Origin of the sequence: Mumia sp. zg.B17 (assembly GCF_019550915.1) — a bacterium.
Taxonomy (GTDB): domain Bacteria; phylum Actinomycetota; class Actinomycetes; order Propionibacteriales; family Nocardioidaceae; genus Mumia.
In genome coordinates this window covers 501803-523495 of record NZ_JAHWCI010000005.1, presented here as the reverse complement: position 1 = coordinate 523495, position 21693 = coordinate 501803, and the positions used below count along the sequence as shown (strand labels likewise).

General features: G+C 70.4%; 27 protein-coding genes. 17 read left to right on the top strand and 10 right to left on the bottom strand.

The genetic code is table 11. From position 1 onward, the window contains the following. Position 1: 1 nt before the first annotated feature. The 3 genes from KV097_RS08255 to KV097_RS08245 are packed head-to-tail and all read left to right on the top strand — an operon-like array spanning position 2 to position 2890. Positions 2–1378, top strand: coding sequence for an FAD-binding oxidoreductase (locus KV097_RS08255; protein WP_220365593.1), 1377 nt, complete (start codon positions 2–4; stop codon positions 1376–1378). Positions 1379–1388: 10 nt separating this feature from the next. Further along, the gene (locus KV097_RS08250) at positions 1389–2393 is read left to right on the top strand and encodes an alpha/beta hydrolase (RefSeq protein WP_220340908.1); all 1005 of its coding nucleotides are present in this window, start codon (positions 1389–1391) and stop codon (positions 2391–2393) included. 35 nt (positions 2394–2428) lie between these two features. Continuing rightward, a complete protein-coding gene (locus KV097_RS08245; protein WP_220365592.1) occupies positions 2429–2890 on the top strand; it encodes a hypothetical protein in 462 nt (153 codons plus the stop codon). On the opposite strand, the gene KV097_RS08240 is transcribed toward KV097_RS08245, so the two are convergent. Continuing rightward, positions 2865–3755, bottom strand: coding sequence for a hypothetical protein (locus KV097_RS08240; protein ID WP_220365591.1), 891 nt, complete (start codon positions 3753–3755; stop codon positions 2865–2867). The genes KV097_RS08245 and KV097_RS08240 overlap by 26 nt on opposite strands. 53 nt (positions 3756–3808) lie before the next feature. On the opposite strand from KV097_RS08240, the gene KV097_RS08235 reads away from it, so the two are divergent. Together KV097_RS08235 and KV097_RS08230 are read left to right on the top strand one after the other, a co-directional pair. Then, entirely contained in the window at positions 3809–4696 is an 888-nt protein-coding gene (locus KV097_RS08235) for an oxygenase MpaB family protein (protein ID WP_220346692.1), read from the top strand. Then, on the top strand, positions 4689–5285 hold the full coding sequence (locus tag KV097_RS08230) for a DapH/DapD/GlmU-related protein (RefSeq protein ID WP_220365590.1): 597 nt from the start codon (positions 4689–4691) through the stop codon (positions 5283–5285). The genes KV097_RS08235 and KV097_RS08230 overlap by 8 nt, the downstream gene beginning before the upstream one ends. Before the next feature lie 3 nt (positions 5286–5288). Here KV097_RS08230 and KV097_RS08225 read toward each other — a convergent pair whose 3' ends face one another. Then, entirely contained in the window at positions 5289–5840 is a 552-nt protein-coding gene (locus tag KV097_RS08225) for an isochorismatase family protein (RefSeq protein ID WP_220365589.1), read from the bottom strand. Next, positions 5837–7156 carry a nicotinate phosphoribosyltransferase gene (locus KV097_RS08220; protein ID WP_220365588.1) on the bottom strand — a complete coding sequence of 440 codons (1320 nt, stop codon included), beginning with the start codon at positions 7154–7156 and terminating at the stop codon, positions 5837–5839. The genes KV097_RS08225 and KV097_RS08220 overlap by 4 nt, the downstream gene beginning before the upstream one ends. An 81-nt stretch (positions 7157–7237) precedes the next feature. On the opposite strand from KV097_RS08220, the gene clpS reads away from it, so the two are divergent. From clpS to KV097_RS08190, 6 genes are all read left to right on the top strand, one after another. Beyond that, complete coding sequence (clpS, locus tag KV097_RS08215) at positions 7238–7543, top strand: ATP-dependent Clp protease adapter ClpS (RefSeq protein ID WP_220340915.1); 306 nt, start codon at positions 7238–7240, stop codon at positions 7541–7543. A gap of 16 nt (positions 7544–7559) precedes the next feature. Beyond that, positions 7560–8141: a DUF2017 domain-containing protein gene (locus tag KV097_RS08210; protein WP_220340916.1), complete on the top strand. Its 582-nt coding sequence runs from the start codon at positions 7560–7562 to the stop codon at positions 8139–8141. Between the two features lie 33 nt (positions 8142–8174). Continuing rightward, complete coding sequence (locus KV097_RS08205) at positions 8175–8621, top strand: 2'-5' RNA ligase family protein (RefSeq protein WP_220365587.1); 447 nt, start codon at positions 8175–8177, stop codon at positions 8619–8621. 93 nt (positions 8622–8714) lie between these two features. Continuing rightward, positions 8715–9209, top strand: coding sequence for a M67 family metallopeptidase (locus tag KV097_RS08200; protein ID WP_308289372.1), 495 nt, complete (start codon positions 8715–8717; stop codon positions 9207–9209). Positions 9210–9215: 6 nt separating this feature from the next. Then, positions 9216–9494, top strand: coding sequence for a MoaD/ThiS family protein (locus KV097_RS08195; RefSeq protein WP_220340919.1), 279 nt, complete (start codon positions 9216–9218; stop codon positions 9492–9494). Positions 9495–9520: 26 nt separating this feature from the next. Then, a complete protein-coding gene (locus KV097_RS08190; RefSeq protein ID WP_220346698.1) occupies positions 9521–10468 on the top strand; it encodes a PLP-dependent cysteine synthase family protein in 948 nt (315 codons plus the stop codon). Positions 10469–10500: 32 nt separating this feature from the next. Here KV097_RS08190 and KV097_RS08185 read toward each other — a convergent pair whose 3' ends face one another. Together KV097_RS08185 and KV097_RS08180 are read right to left on the bottom strand one after the other, a co-directional pair. Then, on the bottom strand, positions 10501–11004 hold the full coding sequence (locus KV097_RS08185) for a DinB family protein (RefSeq protein ID WP_220340921.1): 504 nt from the start codon (positions 11002–11004) through the stop codon (positions 10501–10503). 25 nt (positions 11005–11029) lie between these two features. Next, on the bottom strand, positions 11030–11401 hold the full coding sequence (locus tag KV097_RS08180) for a DUF4267 domain-containing protein (RefSeq protein ID WP_220340922.1): 372 nt from the start codon (positions 11399–11401) through the stop codon (positions 11030–11032). An 84-nt stretch (positions 11402–11485) separates the two neighbouring features. Here KV097_RS08180 and KV097_RS08175 point away from each other — a divergent pair, with 84 nt between their 5' ends. The 6 genes from KV097_RS08175 (at position 11486) to KV097_RS08150 (ending at position 15530) form a co-directional block, all read left to right on the top strand. Next, on the top strand, positions 11486–12076 hold the full coding sequence (locus tag KV097_RS08175) for a TetR/AcrR family transcriptional regulator (protein WP_220365585.1): 591 nt from the start codon (positions 11486–11488) through the stop codon (positions 12074–12076). A gap of 86 nt (positions 12077–12162) precedes the next feature. Beyond that, complete coding sequence (gene murI / locus KV097_RS08170; protein WP_220340924.1) at positions 12163–12966, top strand: glutamate racemase; 804 nt, start codon at positions 12163–12165, stop codon at positions 12964–12966. Next, positions 12963–13724: an MBL fold metallo-hydrolase gene (locus KV097_RS08165; protein ID WP_220340925.1), complete on the top strand. Its 762-nt coding sequence runs from the start codon at positions 12963–12965 to the stop codon at positions 13722–13724. Before murI ends, KV097_RS08165 begins: the two co-directional genes overlap by 4 nt. A gap of 18 nt (positions 13725–13742) precedes the next feature. After that, the gene (gene rph, locus KV097_RS08160) at positions 13743–14480 is read left to right on the top strand and encodes a ribonuclease PH (RefSeq protein WP_220340926.1); all 738 of its coding nucleotides are present in this window, start codon (positions 13743–13745) and stop codon (positions 14478–14480) included. After that, positions 14477–15100, top strand: a complete 624-nt coding sequence (gene rdgB, locus KV097_RS08155; protein ID WP_220365584.1) for an RdgB/HAM1 family non-canonical purine NTP pyrophosphatase — start codon at positions 14477–14479, stop codon at positions 15098–15100. The genes rph and rdgB overlap by 4 nt, the downstream gene beginning before the upstream one ends. Positions 15101–15104: 4 nt before the next feature. After that, on the top strand, positions 15105–15530 hold the full coding sequence (locus KV097_RS08150) for a hypothetical protein (protein WP_220365583.1): 426 nt from the start codon (positions 15105–15107) through the stop codon (positions 15528–15530). Here KV097_RS08150 and KV097_RS08145 read toward each other — a convergent pair. From KV097_RS08145 to KV097_RS08125, 5 genes are all read right to left on the bottom strand, one after another. After that, positions 15523–16482 carry an ABC transporter permease gene (locus KV097_RS08145; RefSeq protein ID WP_220340928.1) on the bottom strand — a complete coding sequence of 320 codons (960 nt, stop codon included), beginning with the start codon at positions 16480–16482 and terminating at the stop codon, positions 15523–15525. The genes KV097_RS08150 and KV097_RS08145 overlap by 8 nt on opposite strands. Then, the gene (locus KV097_RS08140) at positions 16479–17423 is read right to left on the bottom strand and encodes an ABC transporter permease (protein WP_220340929.1); all 945 of its coding nucleotides are present in this window, start codon (positions 17421–17423) and stop codon (positions 16479–16481) included. The genes KV097_RS08145 and KV097_RS08140 overlap by 4 nt, the downstream gene beginning before the upstream one ends. Continuing rightward, a complete protein-coding gene (locus KV097_RS08135; RefSeq protein ID WP_220340930.1) occupies positions 17423–18562 on the bottom strand; it encodes an ABC transporter ATP-binding protein in 1140 nt (379 codons plus the stop codon). Before KV097_RS08135 ends, KV097_RS08140 begins: the two co-directional genes overlap by 1 nt. Further along, a complete protein-coding gene (locus KV097_RS08130; protein WP_220365582.1) occupies positions 18559–19590 on the bottom strand; it encodes an ABC transporter ATP-binding protein in 1032 nt (343 codons plus the stop codon). The genes KV097_RS08135 and KV097_RS08130 overlap by 4 nt, the downstream gene beginning before the upstream one ends. Positions 19591–19675: 85 nt before the next feature. Continuing rightward, the gene (locus KV097_RS08125; RefSeq protein WP_220346704.1) at positions 19676–21469 is read right to left on the bottom strand and encodes an ABC transporter substrate-binding protein; all 1794 of its coding nucleotides are present in this window, start codon (positions 21467–21469) and stop codon (positions 19676–19678) included. Positions 21470–21693: the final 224 nt, after the last annotated feature.

Genomic DNA, 21693 nt, shown 5'->3' with positions numbered 1-21693 from the left:
CATGGACACCGACGTCTTCGTCGCCGAGCTCGTCGCCGCTCTCGGGCCGGACGTGGTGGTCACCGATCCTGACCGCCTCGTCTCCTACCGGACCGACCGCGCGATGTTCTGCGAGGCGGGCACCCCGTGCGCGGTCGTGCTCGCCCGGGCGACAGGCGACGTCGCGACGGCGATGCGGCTCGCCTCCGCGCACGGGATCCCGGTCGTGGCGCAGGGCGCCAGGAGCGGCCTCTCCGGTGCCGCCAACGCGATCGAGGGCGGGTTGGTGATCACGCTCGAACGGATGGACCAGGTCCTCGAGGTCGACACCGACGAGCGACTCGTCGTGACCCAGCCCGGCGTGCTCAACGCCGTCCTGTCGCGCACGGTGGCCGAGCATGGGCTGTTCTACCCACCGGACCCCAGCTCGTGGGAGTTCTGCACGATCGGCGGCAACCTCGCCACGAACTCCGGCGGCCTCTGCTGCGTGAAGTACGGCGTCACGACCGACTACGTCCTCGCGCTCGAGGTCGTCCTCGCGAGCGGAGAGGTGCTGCGGACGGGGCGGCGTACGGTCAAGGGCGTCGCCGGATACGACCTGGTGCGCCTGTTCGTCGGCTCGGAGGGGACGCTCGGCATCATCACCGAGGCGACGCTGCGGCTGCGGCCCGCCGCCCACCGCCCTCGGACCCTCGCGGCCACCTTCGGCACCGTGCACGCGGCCGCGGAGGGCATCGGCGCGATCGCCCGCTCGAGCGTGGTCCCCAACCTGCTCGAGCTGATGGACGCCACGAGCCTCCGGGCGGTCAACGACGCCTACCGTCTCGGATTCGACGCCGAGGTGGGGGCGCTCGTCCTCGCGCAGTCCGACGCGCCGGGTGCCGCCGGAGAGGAGGAGATCGCCGCCCTGGCGGCCCACCTGCGGGACGCGGGAGCGTACGACGTGGTGCTCGCCGCCGACGACGCGGAGGCCGCGCTCCTGCTCACCGCTCGGCGCGAGGTGCTGACGGCCTTCGAGTCGATGGGGACGACGATGGTCGACGACGTCTGCGTCCCGCGGTCGAGGATCGCCGACCTCGTCGACGGGGTCGCCGCGATCGCTGCGAAGCGCGAAGTGGTGATCGGGGTCGTCGGGCACGCCGGTGACGGCAACTTCCACCCGTGCGTGATCTTCGACGGTGCCGACCTCGACGAGGCGGAACGGGCGCACGCGGCCTTCGACGACGTGATGCACCTGGGCCTCGACCTCGGCGGAACCATCACCGGGGAGCACGGGGTCGGCGTCTTGAAGCGGACACTGCTCGAGCGTGAGCTCGGGCCCGTCGGACTCGGGGTCCAACGCGCCGTGAAGCACGCGCTCGACCCTCACGGTCTGCTGAACCCCGGGAAGGTCATCTAGTCTGGCGGCCATGGCCGCCCCCTTGCCGATCCGCACCAGACTGTTCACGTTCGTCGAGCGCTTCCTCAACCGACCGATCGACGAGGTGCCGCGAGAGGAGCTCCCTGCTCGCCGTACGCAACGGGCCAAGCTGCTGGGCTCGCCGCTGGGACGCGCCGTGTCGGGCAGACCGCATCCCGACGCCCAGGTCACCGACCGCCTCGTCGAGCTCCAGCCGGTGACGGTCGGCGAGCTCCCGCAGGAGACTCAGCCAGTGACGCTGCGGCTGCGGATCTACCAGCCGCCGACACCGGGGCCCGAGCCGTCGCCGGTGGTGGTGCTCTTCCACGGCGGAGGCTGGGTCCTCGGTGATCCCGAGCAGGACGAGTGGTGGGCCAGCCATCTCGCGGTCGACACGCCGTGCGTCGTGGTCTCCGTGGCCTACCGGCTGGCTCCCGAGCATCCCTACCCTGCCGCCGTCCTCGACACCTGGGCCGCGCTGGACTGGGTCGTGACGCACGCCGACGAGCTCGCGGCCGACCCGGCGCGCATCGTCGTCGCCGGCGACAGCGCCGGCGGCAACCTGGCCGCCGTGGTCGCCGACCTGGCGGGTCAGGCGGGTGCACCGGCGCTCGCCGGTCAGGTCCTCGTCTATCCCGCGGTCGAGATGGAGGAGGTCTTCCCGTCCGAGCGCGAGCACGCGAACGCCCCGGTGCTCACCTCACGCCAGATGCGCGCCTTCTCGCGCCTCTACCTCGACGGCGCCGACCCGTCCGCGCCCACGGCGGCGCCCTTGCACGGGACGCTGTCGGGGGCGGCCGTGCCGGCGTTGATCCAGGTGGCGGGGCACGATCCGCTGCGTGACAACGGTGTCTTCTACGCCGAGGCGCTGCGCGGCAACGGCGGCGACGTCACGCTGACGGAGTACGCCGATGCCGTCCACGGCTACATCAGCCTTCCGGGGATCTCGCCGTCGGCACCGCGTGCGCTGGCCGAGATCGTCACCTTCGTCCGCCGGGTGACCTCCCGCGGGTGAGGTCGTACGTCCGATCGAGGCAGGTGGTGGGGGACATGACCGTCGAGGATCTGCCGCTGATCGACGAGCACGCGCTGACGATCGCGCGGCCGCGTCAGCAGGTGTGGACCGCGCTCGAGGCCTTCGTGCACAGGTCACTGCTCTCGGCGGCCGACGGGGCGATGGCTCGCCTCCTCGGCACCGACCCGCCCGGCGGCTTCGCCGTGGACGACGTCGTCACGGGGGAGCGGCTGGACCTCGCCGGGAGACACCGGTTCTCCGTCTACCGCCTGGTCTTCAGGCTGGCCGACGCACCTCTGGCCGACGCACCTCTGGCCGAGGTGCCCGCGGCTGACGCTCCGGCGACGCGACTCTCCGCGCGCAGCTATGCGGTCTTCCCCGGTGTGCGTGGTGCTGTCTACGAGACGATGGTCATCAGGACGCGCTTCCACGTCCTCGCGACGCGACGGATGCTCCGGCAGGTCCGTCGGATCAGTTTGTCGGACCCAGCAGGCTGAGTGCGCGGAGGTCGGCGAGCGAGGCGTCGACGTCCTCGGAGCCGACGCCGGTGAACCACCGCCGAGCCGACTCCAGCGAGGACTCGCCGATGACCCCGAGCTCGGTGACGACACGCTCCGAGGCGGTCAGGGCCAGGCGCTCGGCGACCGCGCCGACGTCACCCCCGTCGAGGCTCGCGCGGGTGGCGAGGAGCACGTTGAGGAACCCGTGGCGCACGCGACCCGTGTCGGGCTCGCGCCAGGCCACCGCGTGCGCCAGGTCGCCTCGGCACGAGAACGCGACCTCGCGGTCGAGCGCGTCGCCGACGGCACCCGCCAGGGTCTCGGCCGACGGCACCTCCTCCGGGTCGGCCCCGCCGGTCCGCAGCACGAGCCGCAGGTCCTGGGACGCCAACGTGTCGAGGGCGTGCTGCCAGCGCAGCGAGCCCTCGGTGCGGGCGTGCAGCGGGAGCCCGACCTGCACATCGACGTCCTCCAGCAGCCCTTCCGCCTCGAGCTGGCCGACCATCGCCACCACCCGGTGGGCGCCGCGGGCCAGGTCGTCGAGGTCGCGGACGGCCGCGGTGAGGCCGACCAGACGGAGGCGCTCCTGCCGCGTCGCCCACCGCACCGCCGGCTCGATGGCCCCCGCACCTCCGGTGACAGCGACGACGACATCGATCTCGTCGGCGCCGAGGGCGGCCACCGTGCCCTGGACCAGCGGAAGCTCCGTGTCGGGCACGACGAGCGGGCCGAGCACGTCACCGTGATCCTCGGCGGTCGAGCGGCGCGCGGCGTACGCCTTCACGCGCTCGCGCAGGCCGTGTGCCGCCGGTGCCTCGTACGACGTGTCGGCCACGAGATCTCGGAGGTACGGGGCGCTCATGTCTCCGAATCTAGTGCAGACGCCGACCGTCGGAGCACGGTAGCGTCCGGTGCATGACACGCGTCCTGCCCGCCGCTCCCCGGGGACGGGAGCGCTGGCGCCGCGATGCGTGGCAGCGGGTGATCGCGACCCTCGACCCGGAGACGGACTACGAGATCATCTCGGCGGTCGACACCCGATTCGAGTTCCCGTGGGACATCCAGCAGGCGCTCAGCTTCGCGCTGTTCCGGACGTTCGCGGTGCCGTCGATCGGGGTGCTGCTGCACGAGACGCAGGAGTTCACCGAGCGCACCCAGAAGCGCCACGACGACACGGTGCTCGTCCTCGACGCGATCGTCGAGGACGGCATGGAGTCGTCGCCCGGACGTGCTGCGGTGCGTCGGATGAACCAGATGCACGGTGCCTACGCCATCAGCAACGACGACCTGCGCTACGTCCTCGCGACGTTCGTCGTCACGCCCGTCCGGTGGCTCGCCGACTACGGGTGGCGGCCGCTCGGCCCTGCGGAGGTGGACGCGGCGACGCGGTCGTACCAGCGGATGGGCGAGCTGATGGGGATCAAGGACATCCCCGCCTCGTACGCGGAGTTCGAGACGCTCCTCGACGCCTACGAGCGCACCCACTTCGCCTACGACGACCGTTCGCGCGAGGTCGCCGACGCCACGCTGGCGCTGCTCTGCTCCTACTACCCTCGGCTGCTGCGGCCCGCGGTCGAGGTCTTCTCCCGGTCGGTGATGGACCCGCACGTGCGCGACGCGTTCGGGTACGCGACGCCGCCGCGCGCCGTCGTCGCCCTGTCGCGAGGACTCCTGCGGCTGCGCGGTCGCGCGCTCCGGCTCGCCCCTCCGCGGGTCGCACCGTCCCGGCCCGAGGACCGCGGCGCGATCCGCACCTACCTGCCGGGCGGCTATCGCATCGAGGATCTCGGGACGCATGTCTGACGAGCCGTCGACGTACGAGCTCGCGCGCGAGTGGTGGCGCAAGCAGCGCTGGTACGGCCGCGCCTACCGGCCTCTCAACCGGGCGCGGCTCAGCGTCGAGCTGGCGCGGCGGCGCGCGTACGCCCGCGGCGTGGTGCACGGCGACGTGCTCGAGATGCTGCGCGACGGGCGTCTCCACCTCGGGCCGCAGGTGTTCCTCGAGCCCGGGGTCTGGATCACCGGCGGATCGGACGCGCAGATCGTGATCGGTGAGGGCACGTTCCTCAACCTCGACGTGATGGTCTCCGCGTCGCACCGCGTCGAGATCGGCGCCCACTGCATGCTCGCGAACGGTTGCCTCGTGACCGACTCGGCGCACCGCTACGACGACCCAGACGTGCCCGTCCCGTGGCAGGGGTTCACGTCGAAGGGGCCGACGGTGATCGGCGACAACTGCTGGCTGGGCGCCAACGTCGTCGTCACCAGCGGCGTGACGATTGGGGAGCGGTGCGTCATCGGCGCGAACTCCGTCGTCACGCGTGACGTGCCTGCGTTCTCGGTCGCGGCAGGCTCGCCGGCGCAGGTGGTGCGGTCGGTGGCGTACGGGTGAGGCTCAGGCCACCGTGACCCCTGCGGCGTCGAAGTCGCTCCGGGTCTTGTCGAGGTTCGCCGCAGCGACCGGAGCGGTGAGATCCATGAGGACACGCGTGCCGAAACCGCGTGCCGCAGCATCGAGAGCCGTGGCCCGCACGCAGTAGTCGGTGGCGATGCCGACGATGTCGACCGTGTCCACGTCGCGCGCGCGCAGCCAGTCCTCGAGCCCGTCGCCGGTGGTGGCCTTGCCCTCGAAGCCGGAGTAGGCCGCGTCGAACTGGCCCTTCTCGAACACCGCCGCGAACATGTCCGCCGTCAGCGGCGCATGGAGCTCGTTGCCATCGGTGCCGACGACACAGTGCGGCGGCCACGAGTCCACGTAGTCGGGCTGGTCGCTGAAGTGGGCGCCCGGGTCGATGTGGTGGTCCTTGGTCGCCACCACCAGGTCGTAGCCGCCGTCGGCGACCAGGCGCGCCACGCGCTCGGCCACCGCGGCGCCTCCTGAGACGGCGAGCGAGCCGCCCTCGCAGAAGTCCTTCTGCACGTCGACGACCACCAGTGCCCTGCTCATCGTGCTCCTCCGCTCGTCACGTCCTCGAAGACCGTCGGGATCGCGGCCTCCCCCCGCGAGAGCTGCCGGGCCCGCAACGGTAGCTCAGCGAGCGAGTCCCGTAGCCGGTCGCGGGCGGTCTCCAGGGTCTCGTCGTGGACCCGTTCGCCGTTCTCGACGAGCGGGACGAGCAGCGGGCGGTCGTTGTCGTCGCTCTCCGGCGGCTCGCCGATGCCGATCACCTCGGCCGTGGCCGTGCCGTGACGGTCGAGGCGACGCAGCGCGTACTTGCGGCCGCCGATCGACACCTTGTCCACGCTCGTCTTCGCGACGGAGATCATCGCGGCGTCGGTCTCCAGACCGTCGGCCCGGGCGACGAGCTTGTAGACGAAGCCGCACGTCGGGTGCCCGGATCCGGTCACCAGCGACGTCCCGACGCCGTAGCCGTCCACGGGAGCGGCGGCGAGACCGGCGATCGCGTACTCGTCGAGGTCGCTGGTCACGGTGATCCTGGTGCCGGTCGCACCGAGCTCGTCGAGCTGGCGTCGGACCTGGCCCGCGAGGAGCGGGAGGTCGCCGGAGTCGAGGCGTACGGCGCCGAGTCCCGTGCCCGCGACGTCGATCGCGACGCGCACCGCCTCGGCGACGTCGTAGGTGTCGACGAGCAGCGTCGTCGCGGTGCCGAGCGACTCCACCTGGGCGGTGAACGCGTCACGCTCGGTGTCGTGCAGCAGGGTGAAGGAGTGGGCGGACGTGCCGGCGGTCGGGATGGCGTACCGGCGGCCGGCCTCGAGGTTCGACGTCGTCGCGAACCCGGCGACGTACGCGGCCCGGGCCGAGGCGACCGCCGCGAGCTCGTGCGTCCGCCGTGACCCCATCTCGATGCACGGACGGTCACCGGCGGCCACCGTCATCCGGGCCGCGGCGGAGGCGATCGCCGAGTCGTGGTTGAGGATCGACAGCAGCAGGGTCTCCAGCACGACGGCCTCGCCGAAGGTGCCTTCGACGATCATGATGGGCGAGTTCGGGAAGTAGGTCTCGCCCTCGGGATAGCCCCACACGTTGCCGCGGAAGCGGTAGTCGGCGAGCCAGTCGAGCGTCGGCCCGTCCACGATCTCGTTCGCGCGCAGGAACGCGAGCTCGCCGTCGGTGAACCGGAAGTCGGCGATCGCATCGAGCACGCGGCCCGTCCCTGCGACGACGCCGTAGCGCCGGCCGTCCGGGAGCCGGCGTGCGAACAGCTCGAAGACCGAGCGTCGGTCGGCCGTGCCGTCTGCCAGCGACGCCTGGAGCATCGTCAGCTCGTAGTGGTCGGTGAGCAGCGCGGTGGAGGTCACGGCGTCAGCGTAGTGGCGGGCCGGCGGACCGTGGAACTCCACCGGGCAGGGGCGGGCCGGTGAGTTTGCGCGTACGCCACAATGGGCCGGGTGAGCACGCCAAGCCCGATCGAGGTCGACGAGCCGGCGACCGACGAGGTCACCGAGCTCGACCGACCCTGGGTCACCATCGTCTGGAACGACCCGGTCAACCTCATGTCCTACGTCGCGTACGTGTTCAAGTCCTACTTCGGCTACGACGACGCCACGGCGAACGACCTGATGATGAAGGTCCACCACGACGGGCGGGCCGTGGTCGCGACCGGGCCCCGCGAGGAGATGGAGCGGCACGTGCAGGCGATGCACGAGTACGGATTGTGGGCGACGTTGCAGCGGGACGACGCATGAGCGCGGAAAGCATCCGATGAGGGCGTTCGAGCGACGCAAGCGCGACCGGGTCCGCGCGGAGTTCGAGCGGGCCGAGGCCGAGCTGCTCGTCAACCTGCTGGGCCAGGTGATCGAGCTGCTGCGTGACCGCAACGCCCCCGAGGAGTCGTCGCCCGACCCGTTGTTCGGTCAGCTCGGCACGACCGCGTCCTCGCTGCCTCCGGAGGACCCGGTGCTCCGGAGGCTCCTGCCCGACGCCTATCGCGACGACGACGACTCGGCGGCCGACTTCCGTCGCTTCACCGAGCGGAGCCTGTCGACGGCCAAGGTCGAGAACGCTCAGGCGCTCGTCGCGTCGCTCGCGGCGGGCGGCTTCGACCTGGACGACCCGGAGCAGTCCGTGGACCCCATCGAGGTCGAGCTCGGTGAGCGCGGTGCTCAGGCGTGGCTGCGGTCGCTCACCGACGTACGGCTCGCCCTCGCGGTCAGGCTCGGCATCGAGTCCGAGGAGGATGCCGAGGCGGCCGCGGAGAGCGACGATCCCTCCGTGGCGGTGGTCGTCGACATCTACGAGTGGCTGGGCTTCGTCCAGGAGTCCCTCGTCCAGGCCCTCGACTGAGCCCATGAGGTTCTGCCCGTGAGGTTCTGCGTCGTGTCCTTCGTCGAGGACGCGCCGGAGGAGTTCGGACGTGAGGCGTGGCCGCTGCACGTCACCTGGGTGCCGCCGTTCGACGCTGACGAGGCCGAGGCCGTGGAGGCGTTCACCCGTGCTGCCGAGAGTCGTGCGCCCGCAGCCACCGAAGCGGCGGGGGAGGAGTGGTTCGGCAGCCGTCACGACGTGCGGGTGACCGAGCTGGCACGGACCGCTGATCTCGACGCGCTCCATCGGGCGCTGCTGGGCGCCCTCGCCGACGCGGGTGTCGACGTCGCTCGGATGCGGCACGTGCGTGACGCCTTCCGGCCGCACGTGTCGGCTCAGGGTGGCCGGGCTCTCAGGGTCGGGACGCGCGTGACGCTCGACGAGGTGTCGCTCGTCTCCCTGCGACCCGACGACGACCCTCGCCGGCGGCGCGTCGTCCTCACCCGCCCGCTCGGCTGACGCGGAGTGGCACGGAGTGGCGCGGCCCACACGGACGCCGTTCGGATGGCGGACCCACCCTCTGAGCCGGGTGCCACCCCGTACCTTGGAAGCGTGCTCACCATCGACCAGGCGACGTACGACGCGATCATCGCGCACGCTCGACGGGACCACCCGGACGAGGCGTGCGGCGTGGTCGCCGGACGGATCGGCTCGGACCTGCCGACGCGGTTCGTCCCGATGGTCAACGCGGCGATGTCGCCCACGTTCTACGAGTTCGACTCGACGGACCTGCTCCGGCTCTACCAGGAGATGGACGACAACGACGAGGAGCCCGTCGTCGTCTACCACTCCCACACCGCCACCGAGGCCTACCCGTCACGCACCGACGTCAACCTCGCCGGCGAGCCGAACGCGCACTACGTCCTCGTGTCGACCCGCGACGGCGCCCACGCGTCCGGACCTGTCGACTTCCGCTCGTTCCGGATCGTCGACGGCGAGGTCAGCGAGGAAGAAGTCCGCGTCGTCGAGCGTTACGACGAGGAGGGCCCGGGCGGCGACTCCGTCCAGGCTCCGAGCACTCATCCCACCGATCGACCAGGAAGCTGACGTCTGATGGCCATCGAGGTCCGTGTCCCCACCATCCTCCGTACCTACACCGACGGCGAGAAGAAGGTCTCCGCCGCCGGTGACTCGGTCAGCGCGCTGATCGAGGACCTGGAGGCTCACCACTCTGGCATCAAGGACCGCCTGGTCGAGGACGGCCAGCCGCGCCGATTCGTCAACATCTACGTCAACGACGAGGACATCCGCTTCTCGGGCGGCCTCGAGACGCCCCTGTCCGACGGCGACGTCGTCGTCATCCTGCCCGCCGTCGCGGGCGGGGCGCGCTGACCTCGCGTACGAGGCCGGACCCGTCCATGCGCTTCGACAACCTGATCGACTCCGTCGGCGGCACCCCGCTCGTCGGGCTCCCGAGGCTGTCCCCGTCCCCTGAGGTCCGGTTATGGGCCAAGCTGGAGGACCGCAACCCGACCGGCTCGATCAAGGATCGCGCTGCGCTGGCGATGATCGAGCGCGCCGAGGCCGAGGGTGTCCTCCGACCGGGGTGCACGATCTTGGAGCCCACGTCGGGCAACACCGGCATCTCGCTCGCGATGGTCGCCAAGCTGCGCGGCTACCGCATCGTGTGCGTGATGCCGGAGAACACGTCCCAGGAGCGCCGGCAGCTGCTGCGCATGTGGGGTGCCGAGATCGTGTCGTCGCCCGCCGCCGGCGGCTCGAACGAAGCCGTCCGCGTCGCCAAGCGGGTCGCCGAGGAGCACCCCGACTGGGTGATGCTCTACCAGTACGGCAACGCCGCCAACGCCGACGCGCACTACCGCGGCACCGGCCCGGAGATCCTGGCCGACCTCCCCGAGGTGACGCACTTCGTCGGGGGCCTCGGCACGACCGGCACGCTCATGGGCGTCGGACGCTTCTTCCGCGAGGCCAAGCCGGAGGTCCGCATCGTCGCCGCCGAGCCACGCTACGGCGAGCTCGTCTACGGGCTGCGCAACCTCGATGAGGGGTTCGTACCCGAGCTGTACGACCCGCAGTACATCGACGCCCGCTTCTCGGTCGGACCTCGCGACGCCGTGCGACGGGTGCGCGAGCTGCTCGAGTCGGAGGGCATCTTCGCCGGCATCTCCACCGGCGCGATCCTGCACGCCGCCCTCGCCCAGGCCTCGAAGGCCGTGAAGGCGGGGGAGCCCGCCGACATCGTCTTCGTGGTGGCAGACGGCGGCTGGAAGTATCTCTCGACGGGCGCGTACGAGGGCACCGTCGACGAGGCGGAGGAGCGGCTCGAGGGCCAGCTCTGGGCGTAGCCCGCTCGTCCGGGAGCGGCTCGCCCCGGCCATCAGGTCGGGTAGCCCTCGAACGGGCCGGTCGCCCCGTCGATCAGCTCGCGGAGGATGTCCGCGTGCCCGGCGTGACGGGCGTACTCCTCGACCATGTGGATCAGCACCCACCGGAGCGACACCGTCTGACCCCACCACGCGGTGCCGGTGTCAGTGAGGTCGAGGTCGTCGATCACGGCGTCGGCGGCCTTGCGGGCCATCGCGAAGTAGGCCAGCACACCCTCGGTGGTCTCCCACGGCTCGATGCGCCAGTCGGCGTCCCAGTCGTCCTCGTCGGCCGGGACCTCGAGCGACTCGCGGCCGAACGTCGAGCAGAACCAGGCGTAGTCGACGGACGCCAGGTGCTTGACCATCCCGAGGAGCGTCGTCCCCGACGGCACCATGGGCCGCCGGAGGTCCTCGTCCGAGAGTCCGTCGATCTTCCACAGGATGGCATCACGGTGGCGGTCGAGAGCCGTGTAAAGGCTCTCCTTCTCGTCGCCGGTGAAGGGCACGCGTCTCATCGAGACAGCATGCCCGACCGCGGTGTCAGACCGCGAAGAGCAGCGCGGCGCTGACGAGGACGATGACGGCCGTGGCGAAGTGGATGCCGAAGGCCACCGCCTTCGTTCCTCCGTTGCGGAGGACGACGAGCGTGTCGCCGAATGGCGCGAGCGAGACGGTGATCATGAACAACCCCGCTGCTCCGGGCGTCGAGAAGGCCAGCAGAGTCAGGCCGACGACGCCGAACGTGGAGTCACGGACTCCCTTGACCGTCAGGTACGCGCCGTCGCCGTCCGGCTTGGCCGGGACGCCGTAGCCGGCGGCTGCCGGGATCGGGTGAGTCAGGAACCGTACGCCGATGAACAGAACCATGAGGCAGAGGGCGGCGGCCAGGACGTACGCGACGGTGATGAGCACGAGAACTCCTTGTTAGCGATGCTAGAAACAAGTGCGACGCTATGCGAGCATGAGCCTGATGTCTAGCGGTGCTAGGATCTCTGCGTGGCGATCCACGAGCGCAGGGCACGCGAACGCGAAGCACGTGAGCGGTTGATCATCGACGTCGCGCGCGAGCTGGCCGAGGCCGAAGGGTGGGAGGCGGTCACGACGCGACGACTCGCGGAGCGCGTCGAGTACAGCCAGCCCGTGCTCTACAGCCACTTCGCCGGCATGGGCGCTCTGATGGCAGCGGTCGCGATGGAGGGCTTCACCGAGATCGCCGAGGCGCTGCTCAGAGCCGTCCGTACACCGGAGGTGTCTCCCTCGGAGCGCCTCGCCGACGTAGCCACGGCGTACCTCGACTTCGGTGCACGCCACCCGGCACTGTACGACGCGATGTTCAGCCGGGCCGTCGAGCTGAAGTTCGCACAGGAGTCCACCCCGGCGCCGATGCGCGAGGGATTCGGTGCGCTTCGCGAGGTGGTCCGCCCGTACGTCGGCGACGACGCCGACGCCGACGCCGACGTGGACGCGCTCACCGAGGTCTTCTGGAGCTGCCTGCACGGTCTGGTGACGCTCGCCGCCACCGGACGGCTGAACCCTGCGCTGGTCGAGCTGCGGCTCACGGCCCTCGTGGAGCGCTTCAGCCGGTGACGCCGAGCCGCGTCCCACGCGACTCGCCCTGTGGCGTCGGACGCATTGTGTTTCGTGGGTGTGAATCGCACACTAGGCTCGCTCGGGTGAACGACGCGCCCATCGGCATCTTCGACTCCGGCTTCGGCGGTCTGACCGTCGCCCGAGCCGTCATCGATCAGCTGCCGAACGAGGCGGTCCTCTATCTCGGCGACACCGCCCGTCAGCCGTACGGGCCACAACCCATCGGCGACGTCCGCGAGTACGCGCTGGAGTGCCTCGACCACCTGGTCGACCGAGGCGTGAAGGCGCTCGTGATCGCCTGCAACTCCGCCAGCGCAGCGGTGCTCCGCGACGCGCGAGAGCGGTACGACGTGCCGGTGGTCGAGGTCATCGTGCCGGCGACCCGACGGGCCGTCGCCGCCACCCGCAACCACCGCGTCGGTGTCATCTGCACCCAGGCAACCAAGACGTCGATGGCTTACGAGGACGCGTTCGCCGCGAACCCGTCGGTCCAGCTGACCGTCCGGGCCTGCCCCCGCTTCGTCGAGTTCGTCGAGGCCGGGGTGACCGCAGGTCCCGAGCTCCTGGAGGTGGCGCGGGACTACCTCGCGCCGCTGCAGGAGAGCGGGATCGACACGCTCGTGCTCGGCTGCACCCACTACCCGCTGCTCACGGGCGTGATCGCCTACGTGATGGGCGAGGAGGTGACGCTCGTCTCCAGCGCGGACGAGACCGCCAAGGACGTCTACGCGCTGCTCGTGCGCCACGGCCTCGAGCGGACGGTGACCACGCCGCCCGAGCACCACTTCCTGACCACGGGGCAGCCTGAGGAGTTCCGCACCCTCGGGCGCCGGTTTCTCGGTCCCGAGATCGACCACGTCGACCAGTTCTCGTGGGTGGGCGTATGAGGCTGACCGTCGTCGGCTGCGCGGGGTCGTACCCGGGCCCGGACTCCCCGGCCAGCTGCTATCTGCTGGAGGCGGCGCACCAGGGGCGCACCTATCGGCTCGTCATCGACCTCGGCAACGGTGCGCTGGGCGTGCTCCAGCAGTACGTCGCCCTCTCCGACATCGACGCGATCGCGATCTCACACCTCCACCCCGACCACTACATGGACATCTGCGGGATGTACGTCTACCGCAAGTACGTCCCGGGCGGTCCGCTCCCACGGATCCCGCTCTGGGGTCCGTCGGGCAGCGCCGACCGGTTCGCGGAGGCGTACGGGCTGCCGATCGACCCCGGGATGACCGACGAGCTCGCGGTCCAGACGTGGGTCGAGGGCGAGCCGGTGACCCTCGGACCGTTCACGGTGACGCCGCGACTGGTCGACCATCCCGTGCAGTCGTACGCGTTGCGGATCGAGGCCGACGGCAGCGTCCTCACCTACTCCGGGGACACCGGGCCGACCTCGGCCCTCGTCGAGGCGGCGGACCGGGCGGACGTCTTCCTGTGCGAGGCGTCGTTCACCGACGACCCGGACAATCCGCCCCACCTCCACCTCACCGGCACCGATGCCGGGGCCGCGGCCACCGAGGCCCACGTCGGGCGGCTGCTGCTGACCCACGTCCCGACCTGGACCGATCACGAGCTCGTCGCGTCGGAGGCCAAGGCCGCCTTCGCCGGACCGAGCGAGCTCGTCGAGGCGGGCGGGGTCTACGAGGTCTAGGCCGTTAGGCTCGTCGGCATGCCCACCACCCGAGCGGACGGCCGCCCGAACGACGAGCTGCGTCCCGTCACCATCACCCGCAACTGGCTCGACCACGCCGAGGGATCGGTCCTGGTCGAGTTCGGCCGCACGCGCGTCCTCTGTGCGGCCAGCGTCACCCAGGGCGTCCCGCGCTGGCGGCGAGACTCGGGGCTCGGCTGGGTGACCGCCGAGTACGCGATGCTGCCGCGCGCCACGCACACGCGTTCCGACCGCGAGTCGGTGAAGGGGCGGATCGGCGGACGTACGCACGAGATCTCGCGCCTGATCGGCCGGTCGCTGCGTGCGGTGATCGATGACAAGGCCCTGGGCGAGAACACGATCGTCATCGACTGTGACGTGCTCCAGGCCGACGGAGGCACCCGGACCGCCGCCATCACGGGCGCGTACGTCGCGCTGGCCGACGCCGTCTCCTACCTGCGCGAGCGGGGTGCCCTGCTGTCGGAGCCGCTGACCGACTCGGTCGCCGCCGTCTCGGTCGGCATCATCGACGGCACCCCGATGCTCGATCTACCCTATGACGAGGACGTCCGCGCCGAGACCGACATGAACGTCGTGATGACGGGCTCCGGGTCGTTCGTCGAGGTGCAGGGCACCGCCGAGGGTGCGCCGTTCGACCGGGCGGAGCTCGACGCGCTGCTCGCGCTCGCGGAGAAGGGGTGTGCCGACCTCACGGCGATCCAGGCCTCGGCGCTCCAGGACGGGCCCTCCGCATGAGTGCGCGACGAGTCGTCCTGGCCAGCCACAACCCCGGCAAGCTGGTCGAGCTGCGTCGCATCCTCGAGCCCGACGTGCCGGGGATCGAGGTCCTCGGTCTCGACGACATCGGCGACTTCGACGAGCCCGTCGAGGACCAGCCGACGTTCGAGGGCAATGCGCTGCTGAAGGCGCGCGCCGCCGCGAAGACCACCGGACTCCCGTCGCTGGCCGACGACTCCGGGTTGTGCGTGGACGCGCTCAACGGGATGCCCGGCGTCCTGTCGGCACGGTGGAGCGGCAAGCCGCAGGGTGACAAGCGGTCCGCCGACACGCGCAACAACGCGCTGCTGCTCGACCAGCTGGCCGACGTGCCGGACGAGCGGCGTGGTGCCGAGTTCCGGTGCGCGATGGCGCTGGTGCTGCCGAGCGGGGCCGAGGTCGTCGAGCTGGGCGTGATGCGGGGTCGGATCCAGTGGGAGCCGACGGGTGACGGCGGGTTCGGCTACGACCCGCTGTTCGCCGCGGACGGCTACGACGTGTCGACCGCAGAGCTCACGCCCTCCGACAAGGACGCGATCAGCCACCGGGGCAAGGCCCTGCGGGCGATGGTCCCGCACCTCGTGGCCCTGCTCGCCTGAGCCCGTGCGCACCCTTCTTGCCCTGCTGCGTATCGCGGCGCTGGGCTCGTTCGTCGTCGCGTTCGTCGCCGCGTGGCGTGAGTTCGGCTCGACCGGGATGCCGGCGCAGGAGGGGATGACCGCGGACGCGCTCTGGTGGTACGTCCACCAGGACGACGTCCGAGATGCCGGGCTTGTCACGCTGGTCGTCGGGCTCGTCACGATGCTGGTGCCGTCCATGCTGGTCACGGTCGCCGGGGCGTGCGCCGTCGCGGCGTACGCGTCCGTCGTCGGTGCTTCCCCGGCCTTCGACGTCGAGCAGCCCGCGGCGTGGTGGATCTTCGCCGGTGCTCTCGTCCTGGTCGCGCTGGTGCGACGCGCATTCCGACGGCCCGGCTCCTCCGGTGGGCAGGCGACTCCGCCGCAGCACGGGGTCCCGCCGCTCAGTTGAGGCGTACCCGAGGATCGAGGACCGCGTAGGCGATGTCGACGACGATGCTCGCGATCACCACCGCGGCTGAGGTCACCAGCACCACGCCGATGATCACCGGCAGGTCCTGGTTGTTGATCGCGTCCACGCTCGTCTTGCCCAGACCCGGCAGACCGAACACGGTCTCGGTGACGACGAGACCACCCACGACTGTGCCCAGGTCGATCCCGAGCTGGGTCACGACCGGGGTCAGTGCGCTCCGCAGACCGTGCCGCAGGACGACGCGGCGCTCGGTGATGCCCTTCGAGCGGGCGGTCCGGATGTAGTCCTCGCCGAGCGCGTCCAGCATCGCGCCTCGTGTCAGCCGGGTGTAGATCGCCGCGGACAGCATCGCCAGCGCGATCCACGGCAGCACCAGGTGCCGCGCCCACTCCCCGACCCCCGCCGACAACGGCGCGTAGCCCGCCGCGGGGAACCAGTCCAGTCCTGCGAGGGTGAACCGGTAGTAGAAGACCGTGAGCAGGAGCAGGCCGAGCAGGAACGACGGCATCGAGTAGAAGAACAGGGCGAAGAACGTCAGCCCGCGGTCCACGGCGGAGCCCGGGCGCACGGCCGAGACAACGCCGTTCGTCACTCCGAGGAGCGTCCAGATGACGGCGGCGCCCAGCGCGAGCGAGATCGACACCGGCGCGGCCGCAGCCAGCATCGAGGTGACCGACTGGCCGTGGTAGTAGTCGTAGCCGAGGTTCCCGTGCAGGGCGTTCCACAGGAAGTCCCCGTACTGCTCGAGCAGCGGACGGTCCAGCCCGAGACGGTGTGAGATGAGGGCGACCGTCTCAGGGGTCGCCTGCTTCCCGGCGAGCGTCTCAGCGACGTTGTTGGGCGCGATGAAGAACATCCCGAACACCAGCAGCGTGATCAGCCACATCACCACGGCGCCGAGCAGGGTGCGTCGCACCACGAACCGGATCATGACGGTCTCCCTGGTCTCATCGAGAGCGTCGGTCGGGCGCGGGGGTCGAAGGCATCACGGACACCGTCGCCGAACAGGTTGAACGCGAGCGTCGTGACCAGCAGCGCGAGGCCGGGGAAGAGGATGTACCACCACGCTGTCGTGTAGTAGTTCTGGGCCGTGGCGATCATCCCGCCCCAGTCGGCCGTCGGCGGGGGAATGCCGAGGCCGAGGAACGACAGCGTCGCCTGGGTGACGATGACGACGGGGATGAGCAGCGAGGTGTAGACGATCACCGGCGCGAGCACGTTCGGCAGGATGTCGATCACCATGATCCGCCAGCTCGACGCGCCGAGGGATCGTGCTGCTTCGACGAACTCCCGCTCACGCACCGACAGCACCTGCCCCCGGACGATCCGCGCGACCGACGCCCAGCTGAACAACCCGATCACGAGGATCGAGATGCCGAGGCTCGGTCCCGTGATCGACACCAGCGAGATCGCGAACAGCAGGAACGGGAACGAGAGCACGACGTCGACGAAACGGGCGAGGATCGTGTCGATGACGCCACCGAAGAATCCGGCAGCCAGACCGACGACGACCCCCACCAGCACGGCGAGCGCGGTCGCGGCCACGCCGACCAGCAGTGAGACGCGGGCACCGTAGGCGATCCGGACCAGCAGGTCGCGCCCGAGGTCGTCGGTGCCGAGCCAGAACGTGCTGTTCGGACCGCGCGGCAACCCGTCCGGAGTGAGTCCAGCGCTGTGGTATTGCGTGTTCGGCGGATGACCGGTGACCGCCGCGACGACCGGGGCGAAGACCGCCATCAGGAGGATTGCGGCGATCACCGTCAACGAGAGCATCGCCACGCGGTCACGTCGGAGCCGATGCCACGACAGCGCCCATGGGCTGCGGCCCTTGATCTCACCAGCAGCAGCGGTCTCGGTGGCCTCCGGGCTCATCACGCACCTCCAGGATCGGTGACCCGCTCGGCGACGATCTCGCTGTCCTGCGCATCCAGGTCCGGCACCTGCCCCACCAGCTCCTCGCCGACGCGCAGCGGGTGGAGGCACGCGGCACGGTGCTCGGGTGGGTCGTCGAGCACCGGGACGAGGTCAGGGTCGACGGACACACAGTCGTGTCGTGCCTTCGGGCAGCGTGGGTGGAAACGGCAGCCGGACGGTGGCGCGACCGGCGACGGGAGGTCTCCGACCAGGACGATCCGCTCCCGAGCCTCGGCCTCCTGCGGATCTGCCACGGGGAGTGCGGAGAGCAACGCCTTCGAGTAGGGGTGCCGAGTCACCTCGAACAGCTCGTCGGCCGGGGCGGTCTCGACGATCCTCCCCAGATACATCACCGCGATCCGGTCGCTGATGTGCCGGACGACCGACAGGTCGTGGGTGATGAAGAGGTAGGTGAGGTGGAGGTCCTCCTGGAGGTCGATCAGCAGGTTGAGCATCTGAGCCTGGATCGACACGTCGAGCGCCGAGACCGGCTCGTCACAGATCAGGAGCCTCGGGCGCAGCGCGAGCGCGCGGGCAAGGCCGATGCGCTGGCGCTGACCTCCGGAAAAGTCGGCGGGGAACCTGTTGTAGTGCTCGGGGTTGAGGCCGACGAGCTCCATCAGGTCCTGGACCCGATGTGCGCGCTCCTTGGCCGACATCGACCGGCCGTCGGTGTCGCCGTGGATCGCCAGCGGGTCTCCGATGATGGAGCCGACTCGTCGCCTCGGGTTCAGCGAGCCGTACGGGTCCTGGAAGACCATCTGGATCTCCCGCCGCACAGGTCGGAGGCGGCGCCGGCTCGACGCCGTGATGTCGGTGCCGTCGAAGCTGATCGAACCTGACGTGACGTCGTAGAGCCGGGCGAGGCAGCGCGCGAGCGTCGACTTCCCGCAGCCGGTCTCGCCGACGAGCCCGAGGGTCTCCCCACGCCGGATCTCCAGGGAGACCCCGCTCACCGCGTGCACGACCTCGCGGCTGCGCCGCCACGGGCTTGAGGCGCCGACCGGGAACTCCTTCACGACGTCGGAGGCGACCAGGAGCGGTGCAGCGAGGTCATGCTCGCGCCTGCCCGAGGCGTCGACGGCAGCGGTGCTCATGCGGGTTGCTCGTGTGGTGAGGTGACGCGCGCCTCGCGTGAGGCGACACGCTCGTCGCGCGAGGCGATGTCGCTCGGCAGCCAGCAGGCCGACTCGTGGTCGGAGCGCCCGAAGACCGGTGCCAGCCACGGCGTCTGCGTGCAGCGGTCGAAGGCGTAGGCACATCGCGGTCGGAACGGGCAGCCCTCCGGCGGCGTGATCAGACTCGGCGGTGAGCCGGGGATCGGGGTCAGCCGCCCCCGGCCCGGTGCTCGCGAGGGGAGCGAGGCGAGCAGGCCCTCGGTGTAGGGGTGGTGGAACCGGTAGAAGAGCTCGTGGCGGGCGGCCCGCTCCATCACCTGACCGGCATACATCACCACGATCTCGTCGGCTACTTCCGCGACCACCCCGAGGTCGTGGGTGATCAGGATGATGGCGGTGCCGAGCTCACGCTGCACGTCCTGCAGCACGGTGATGATCTGCGCCTGCACGGTGACGTCGAGCGCCGTCGTCGGTTCGTCGGCGATCAGCAGCGCGGGGTCCAGGGCGATCGACATCGCGATCATCGCGCGCTGGCGCATGCCGCCCGAGAACTGGTGGGGGTAGTCGTCGACCCGCAGATCGGCCTGCGGGATGCCGACGAGTGCGAGAAGCTCGACGGCACGACGTCGGGCGGCTCGACGGGAGATGCCGCGGTCGTGCGCGCGGATCATCTCGACGATCTGCCAGCCGACCGTGTAGTACGGGTGGAGGCTGGTCAGCGGATCTTGGAAGATCATCCCGATCCTCGCCCCGCGCACTGCCTCGAGCTGCTTCGTCGTCGCGGTGAGCAGGTCCTCGCCGTCGAACACGGCGGACCCCGAGATCTGCGCTCCTCGGGTGAGGCCGGTGACGGTCTGGGTCGCAACGCTCTTGCCGGAGCCGGACTCGCCGACGACGGCGAGCGTCCGACCGGCCTCCACGGCGAACGAGACGCCGCGTACGGCGTGCACGACGCCGTCAGGAGTCGGGAAACCTACGTGCAGGTCAGTGACCTCGAGCAGCGTCATCGGTGGCTCCTTCCAGGCAGAGGGGACGAGGCGGGGAGCGAGGTGGCGACCGCGCAGATCCGCGTGGCCGCCACCTCGCCCGAGATCACCCGCCCTGCTTGCCCTTCTCCAGCCAGACGTTGGCCGGGTCGAGGCTCTGCAGGATGGGGATGTAGACGCCGTGGTGCACCTGCGACGCCTTGTAGGTCGGCCACAGCGCATTCGTGATCGGATAGATCGGCGCGTCCTTCATCGTCTGCTTGTCCGCGGCCGCCCACAGCTTCTTCGCGTCCTCGTCGGTCGCCGCCTTCGAGGCCTCGTCGATGAGCACGTTGGTCGTCGGGTTGTCGTAGAACCCGAAGTTGCTGCCGACCGGCGGGAACGACGACTTGCCCGAGAACAGCGGCTTGAAGAAGGACAGAGCCGCGTTCCCGTACCAGTCCGAGCCCCAGCTGGACATCGCGATGTCCCACTCGCCGCGCTTGGCCACGGCAGGCACCTGGAGGTACTTCGTGTAGAAGTCGGCCTGCTGCGCCTGGAGCCCTTTCACGGTGATGCCGACCTCCTTCAGGTCGCCTTGGAGCGTCTGGAACACCTTGCTCTGACCTTCGCTCTTGTTGCGGTAGAGCACCGTCAGGGTCAGGCCGTTCGGGTAGCCCGCCTGCGCCAGCAGCTGCTTCGCCTTCGTGACGTCGTGGGGATACAGGTCGAACTCCTCCGACCCGAGCAGCGTCGACGGCAGGACGTGGGTCAGCGGCGGATTGACCTTCTCGCCGCCGAGCACCTGCACGAGGTGGCTGCGGTCGATCGCGTGCGACAAGGCCTGCCGCACCGCGACCTTGCTCAGTGCACGGGCGTTGTTCGGCGAGACCGTGTTGAAGATGACGTACGGGCCTGAGCTGCTGGTGACACCCAGGGTGAGGTTGGGGTCCTTGGCCGACACCAGCTTCGGGAGCTGCGCCGGCGGCACGGCGATGTCGAACTGCATGTCCGCGCTCGGCGTGCCCGTCTGCAGCTGCTGGAGGATCGAGTTCTGGTTGCCGCTCTCGCTGACGACGACCTTGTCGACGTACGCCTTGCGGACGGGGTCGCTCGAAGCCACCCAGGCAGGGTTTCGCGAGAGCGTGATCTCCTTCGTCGGCTGGTACGAGTCGATCTTGTACGGCCCGTCGGAGATCGTGTGCTGACCGAGCTCAGCGCTCGCGGGGGTGTACTCGAGGAACTCCTTCGGCGCGGGTGACATCGCCGTGAGGGTGAGGATGCCGGTGAAGTACGGCGCGGGATGGGCCAGCGTGAACACGACCGTCTTCTCGTCCTTGGCCGTCACACCGGCCACGTCGTTGCCCTCGATGTAGCTCGCTATCGCCTGCGGAGTGGGGTCGACCTTCTCGAACCCGCTGCAGAACTCCGCCAGCCCGACGATCAGGTCGACGTAGTTCGGCAGACCACCGAAGGGCTGGGCCGGGTTGCAGGTGCGCTTGACGCCCCGGACAACGTCGTCGGCGGTGACGGTGCGCTTCGGTGAGGTGTTCCACGCGGCGTCGGGCTGGATGCGGATCGTGTAGGTCTTGCCGTCCTCGCTGATCCCGCCGTTGTCGGTGGTCGGCATCTCGGTCGCGAGGTCCGGGACCTCCTCGGTCGTGCCGCCTTCGACCGCAGGATAGGTGAACAGCTGCCGGCTCCAGAGGCGGAGAACGGTGTATCCCGCCGAGTAGTAGCTGATGTTGGGGTCCATGTAGTCGACATCGCCGACGCCGAGCATGTTGAGCGTGCCCCCCTTGACGGGCTCGCCCTCGTCGCCCGGCCCTGAGCCGGAGCCCTCTCCGCTGCCGCACGCGGTGACCACCAGTGCCGCCGCGACCGCTCCGGCCCCGGCGGCGAGCCATCGTCTCGTTCGCACCATCGTTCCTCCTGGTCCGTGCCCGCGGATCACGGGCTCCCTGCGCCGGAGCCCGGAAGGGCCTGGCACGACGCGACGCTAGGCTCCCGGCCAGTGGGCGGCCAGGCTCCGAGTCGGACCGACACGGGACTGCCATGGAGCTGTCACGGCGGTTGTCATCTCGTGACGCCTCCGTGGCAGGCCGATGACGAACGTCGGCGTGTCGTCCTCGCTGACTCCCGTCC

Excerpts from the sequence above, each read along its gene's own strand:
- KV097_RS08230 (WP_220365590.1), top strand. The coding sequence starts at position 4,689 with ATGTCTGACGAGCCGTCGACGTACGAGCTCGCGCGCGAGTGGTGGCGC.
- KV097_RS08210 (WP_220340916.1), top strand. The coding sequence starts at position 7,560 with ATGAGGGCGTTCGAGCGACGCAAGCGCGACCGGGTCCGCGCGGAGTTC.
- rdgB (WP_220365584.1), top strand. The coding sequence starts at position 14,477 with ATGAGTGCGCGACGAGTCGTCCTGGCCAGCCACAACCCCGGCAAGCTG.
- KV097_RS08185 (WP_220340921.1), bottom strand. The coding sequence starts at position 11,004 with ATGAGACGCGTGCCCTTCACCGGCGACGAGAAGGAGAGCCTTTACACG.
- KV097_RS08130 (WP_220365582.1), bottom strand. The coding sequence starts at position 19,590 with ATGACGCTGCTCGAGGTCACTGACCTGCACGTAGGTTTCCCGACTCCT.
- KV097_RS08165 (WP_220340925.1), top strand. The coding sequence starts at position 12,963 with ATGAGGCTGACCGTCGTCGGCTGCGCGGGGTCGTACCCGGGCCCGGAC.
- KV097_RS08240 (WP_220365591.1), bottom strand. The coding sequence starts at position 3,755 with ATGAGCGCCCCGTACCTCCGAGATCTCGTGGCCGACACGTCGTACGAG.
- KV097_RS08135 (WP_220340930.1), bottom strand. The coding sequence starts at position 18,562 with ATGAGCACCGCTGCCGTCGACGCCTCGGGCAGGCGCGAGCATGACCTC.
- clpS (WP_220340915.1), top strand. The coding sequence starts at position 7,238 with ATGGGCCGGGTGAGCACGCCAAGCCCGATCGAGGTCGACGAGCCGGCG.
- KV097_RS08255 (WP_220365593.1), top strand. The coding sequence starts at position 2 with ATGGACACCGACGTCTTCGTCGCCGAGCTCGTCGCCGCTCTCGGGCCG.
- KV097_RS08250 (WP_220340908.1), top strand. The coding sequence starts at position 1,389 with ATGGCCGCCCCCTTGCCGATCCGCACCAGACTGTTCACGTTCGTCGAG.
- KV097_RS08235 (WP_220346692.1), top strand. The coding sequence starts at position 3,809 with ATGACACGCGTCCTGCCCGCCGCTCCCCGGGGACGGGAGCGCTGGCGC.
- KV097_RS08245 (WP_220365592.1), top strand. The coding sequence starts at position 2,429 with ATGACCGTCGAGGATCTGCCGCTGATCGACGAGCACGCGCTGACGATC.
- KV097_RS08140 (WP_220340929.1), bottom strand. The coding sequence starts at position 17,423 with ATGAGCCCGGAGGCCACCGAGACCGCTGCTGCTGGTGAGATCAAGGGC.
- KV097_RS08190 (WP_220346698.1), top strand. The coding sequence starts at position 9,521 with ATGCGCTTCGACAACCTGATCGACTCCGTCGGCGGCACCCCGCTCGTC.
- KV097_RS08145 (WP_220340928.1), bottom strand. The coding sequence starts at position 16,482 with ATGATCCGGTTCGTGGTGCGACGCACCCTGCTCGGCGCCGTGGTGATG.
- KV097_RS08225 (WP_220365589.1), bottom strand. The coding sequence starts at position 5,840 with ATGAGCAGGGCACTGGTGGTCGTCGACGTGCAGAAGGACTTCTGCGAG.
- rph (WP_220340926.1), top strand. The coding sequence starts at position 13,743 with ATGCCCACCACCCGAGCGGACGGCCGCCCGAACGACGAGCTGCGTCCC.
- KV097_RS08195 (WP_220340919.1), top strand. The coding sequence starts at position 9,216 with ATGGCCATCGAGGTCCGTGTCCCCACCATCCTCCGTACCTACACCGAC.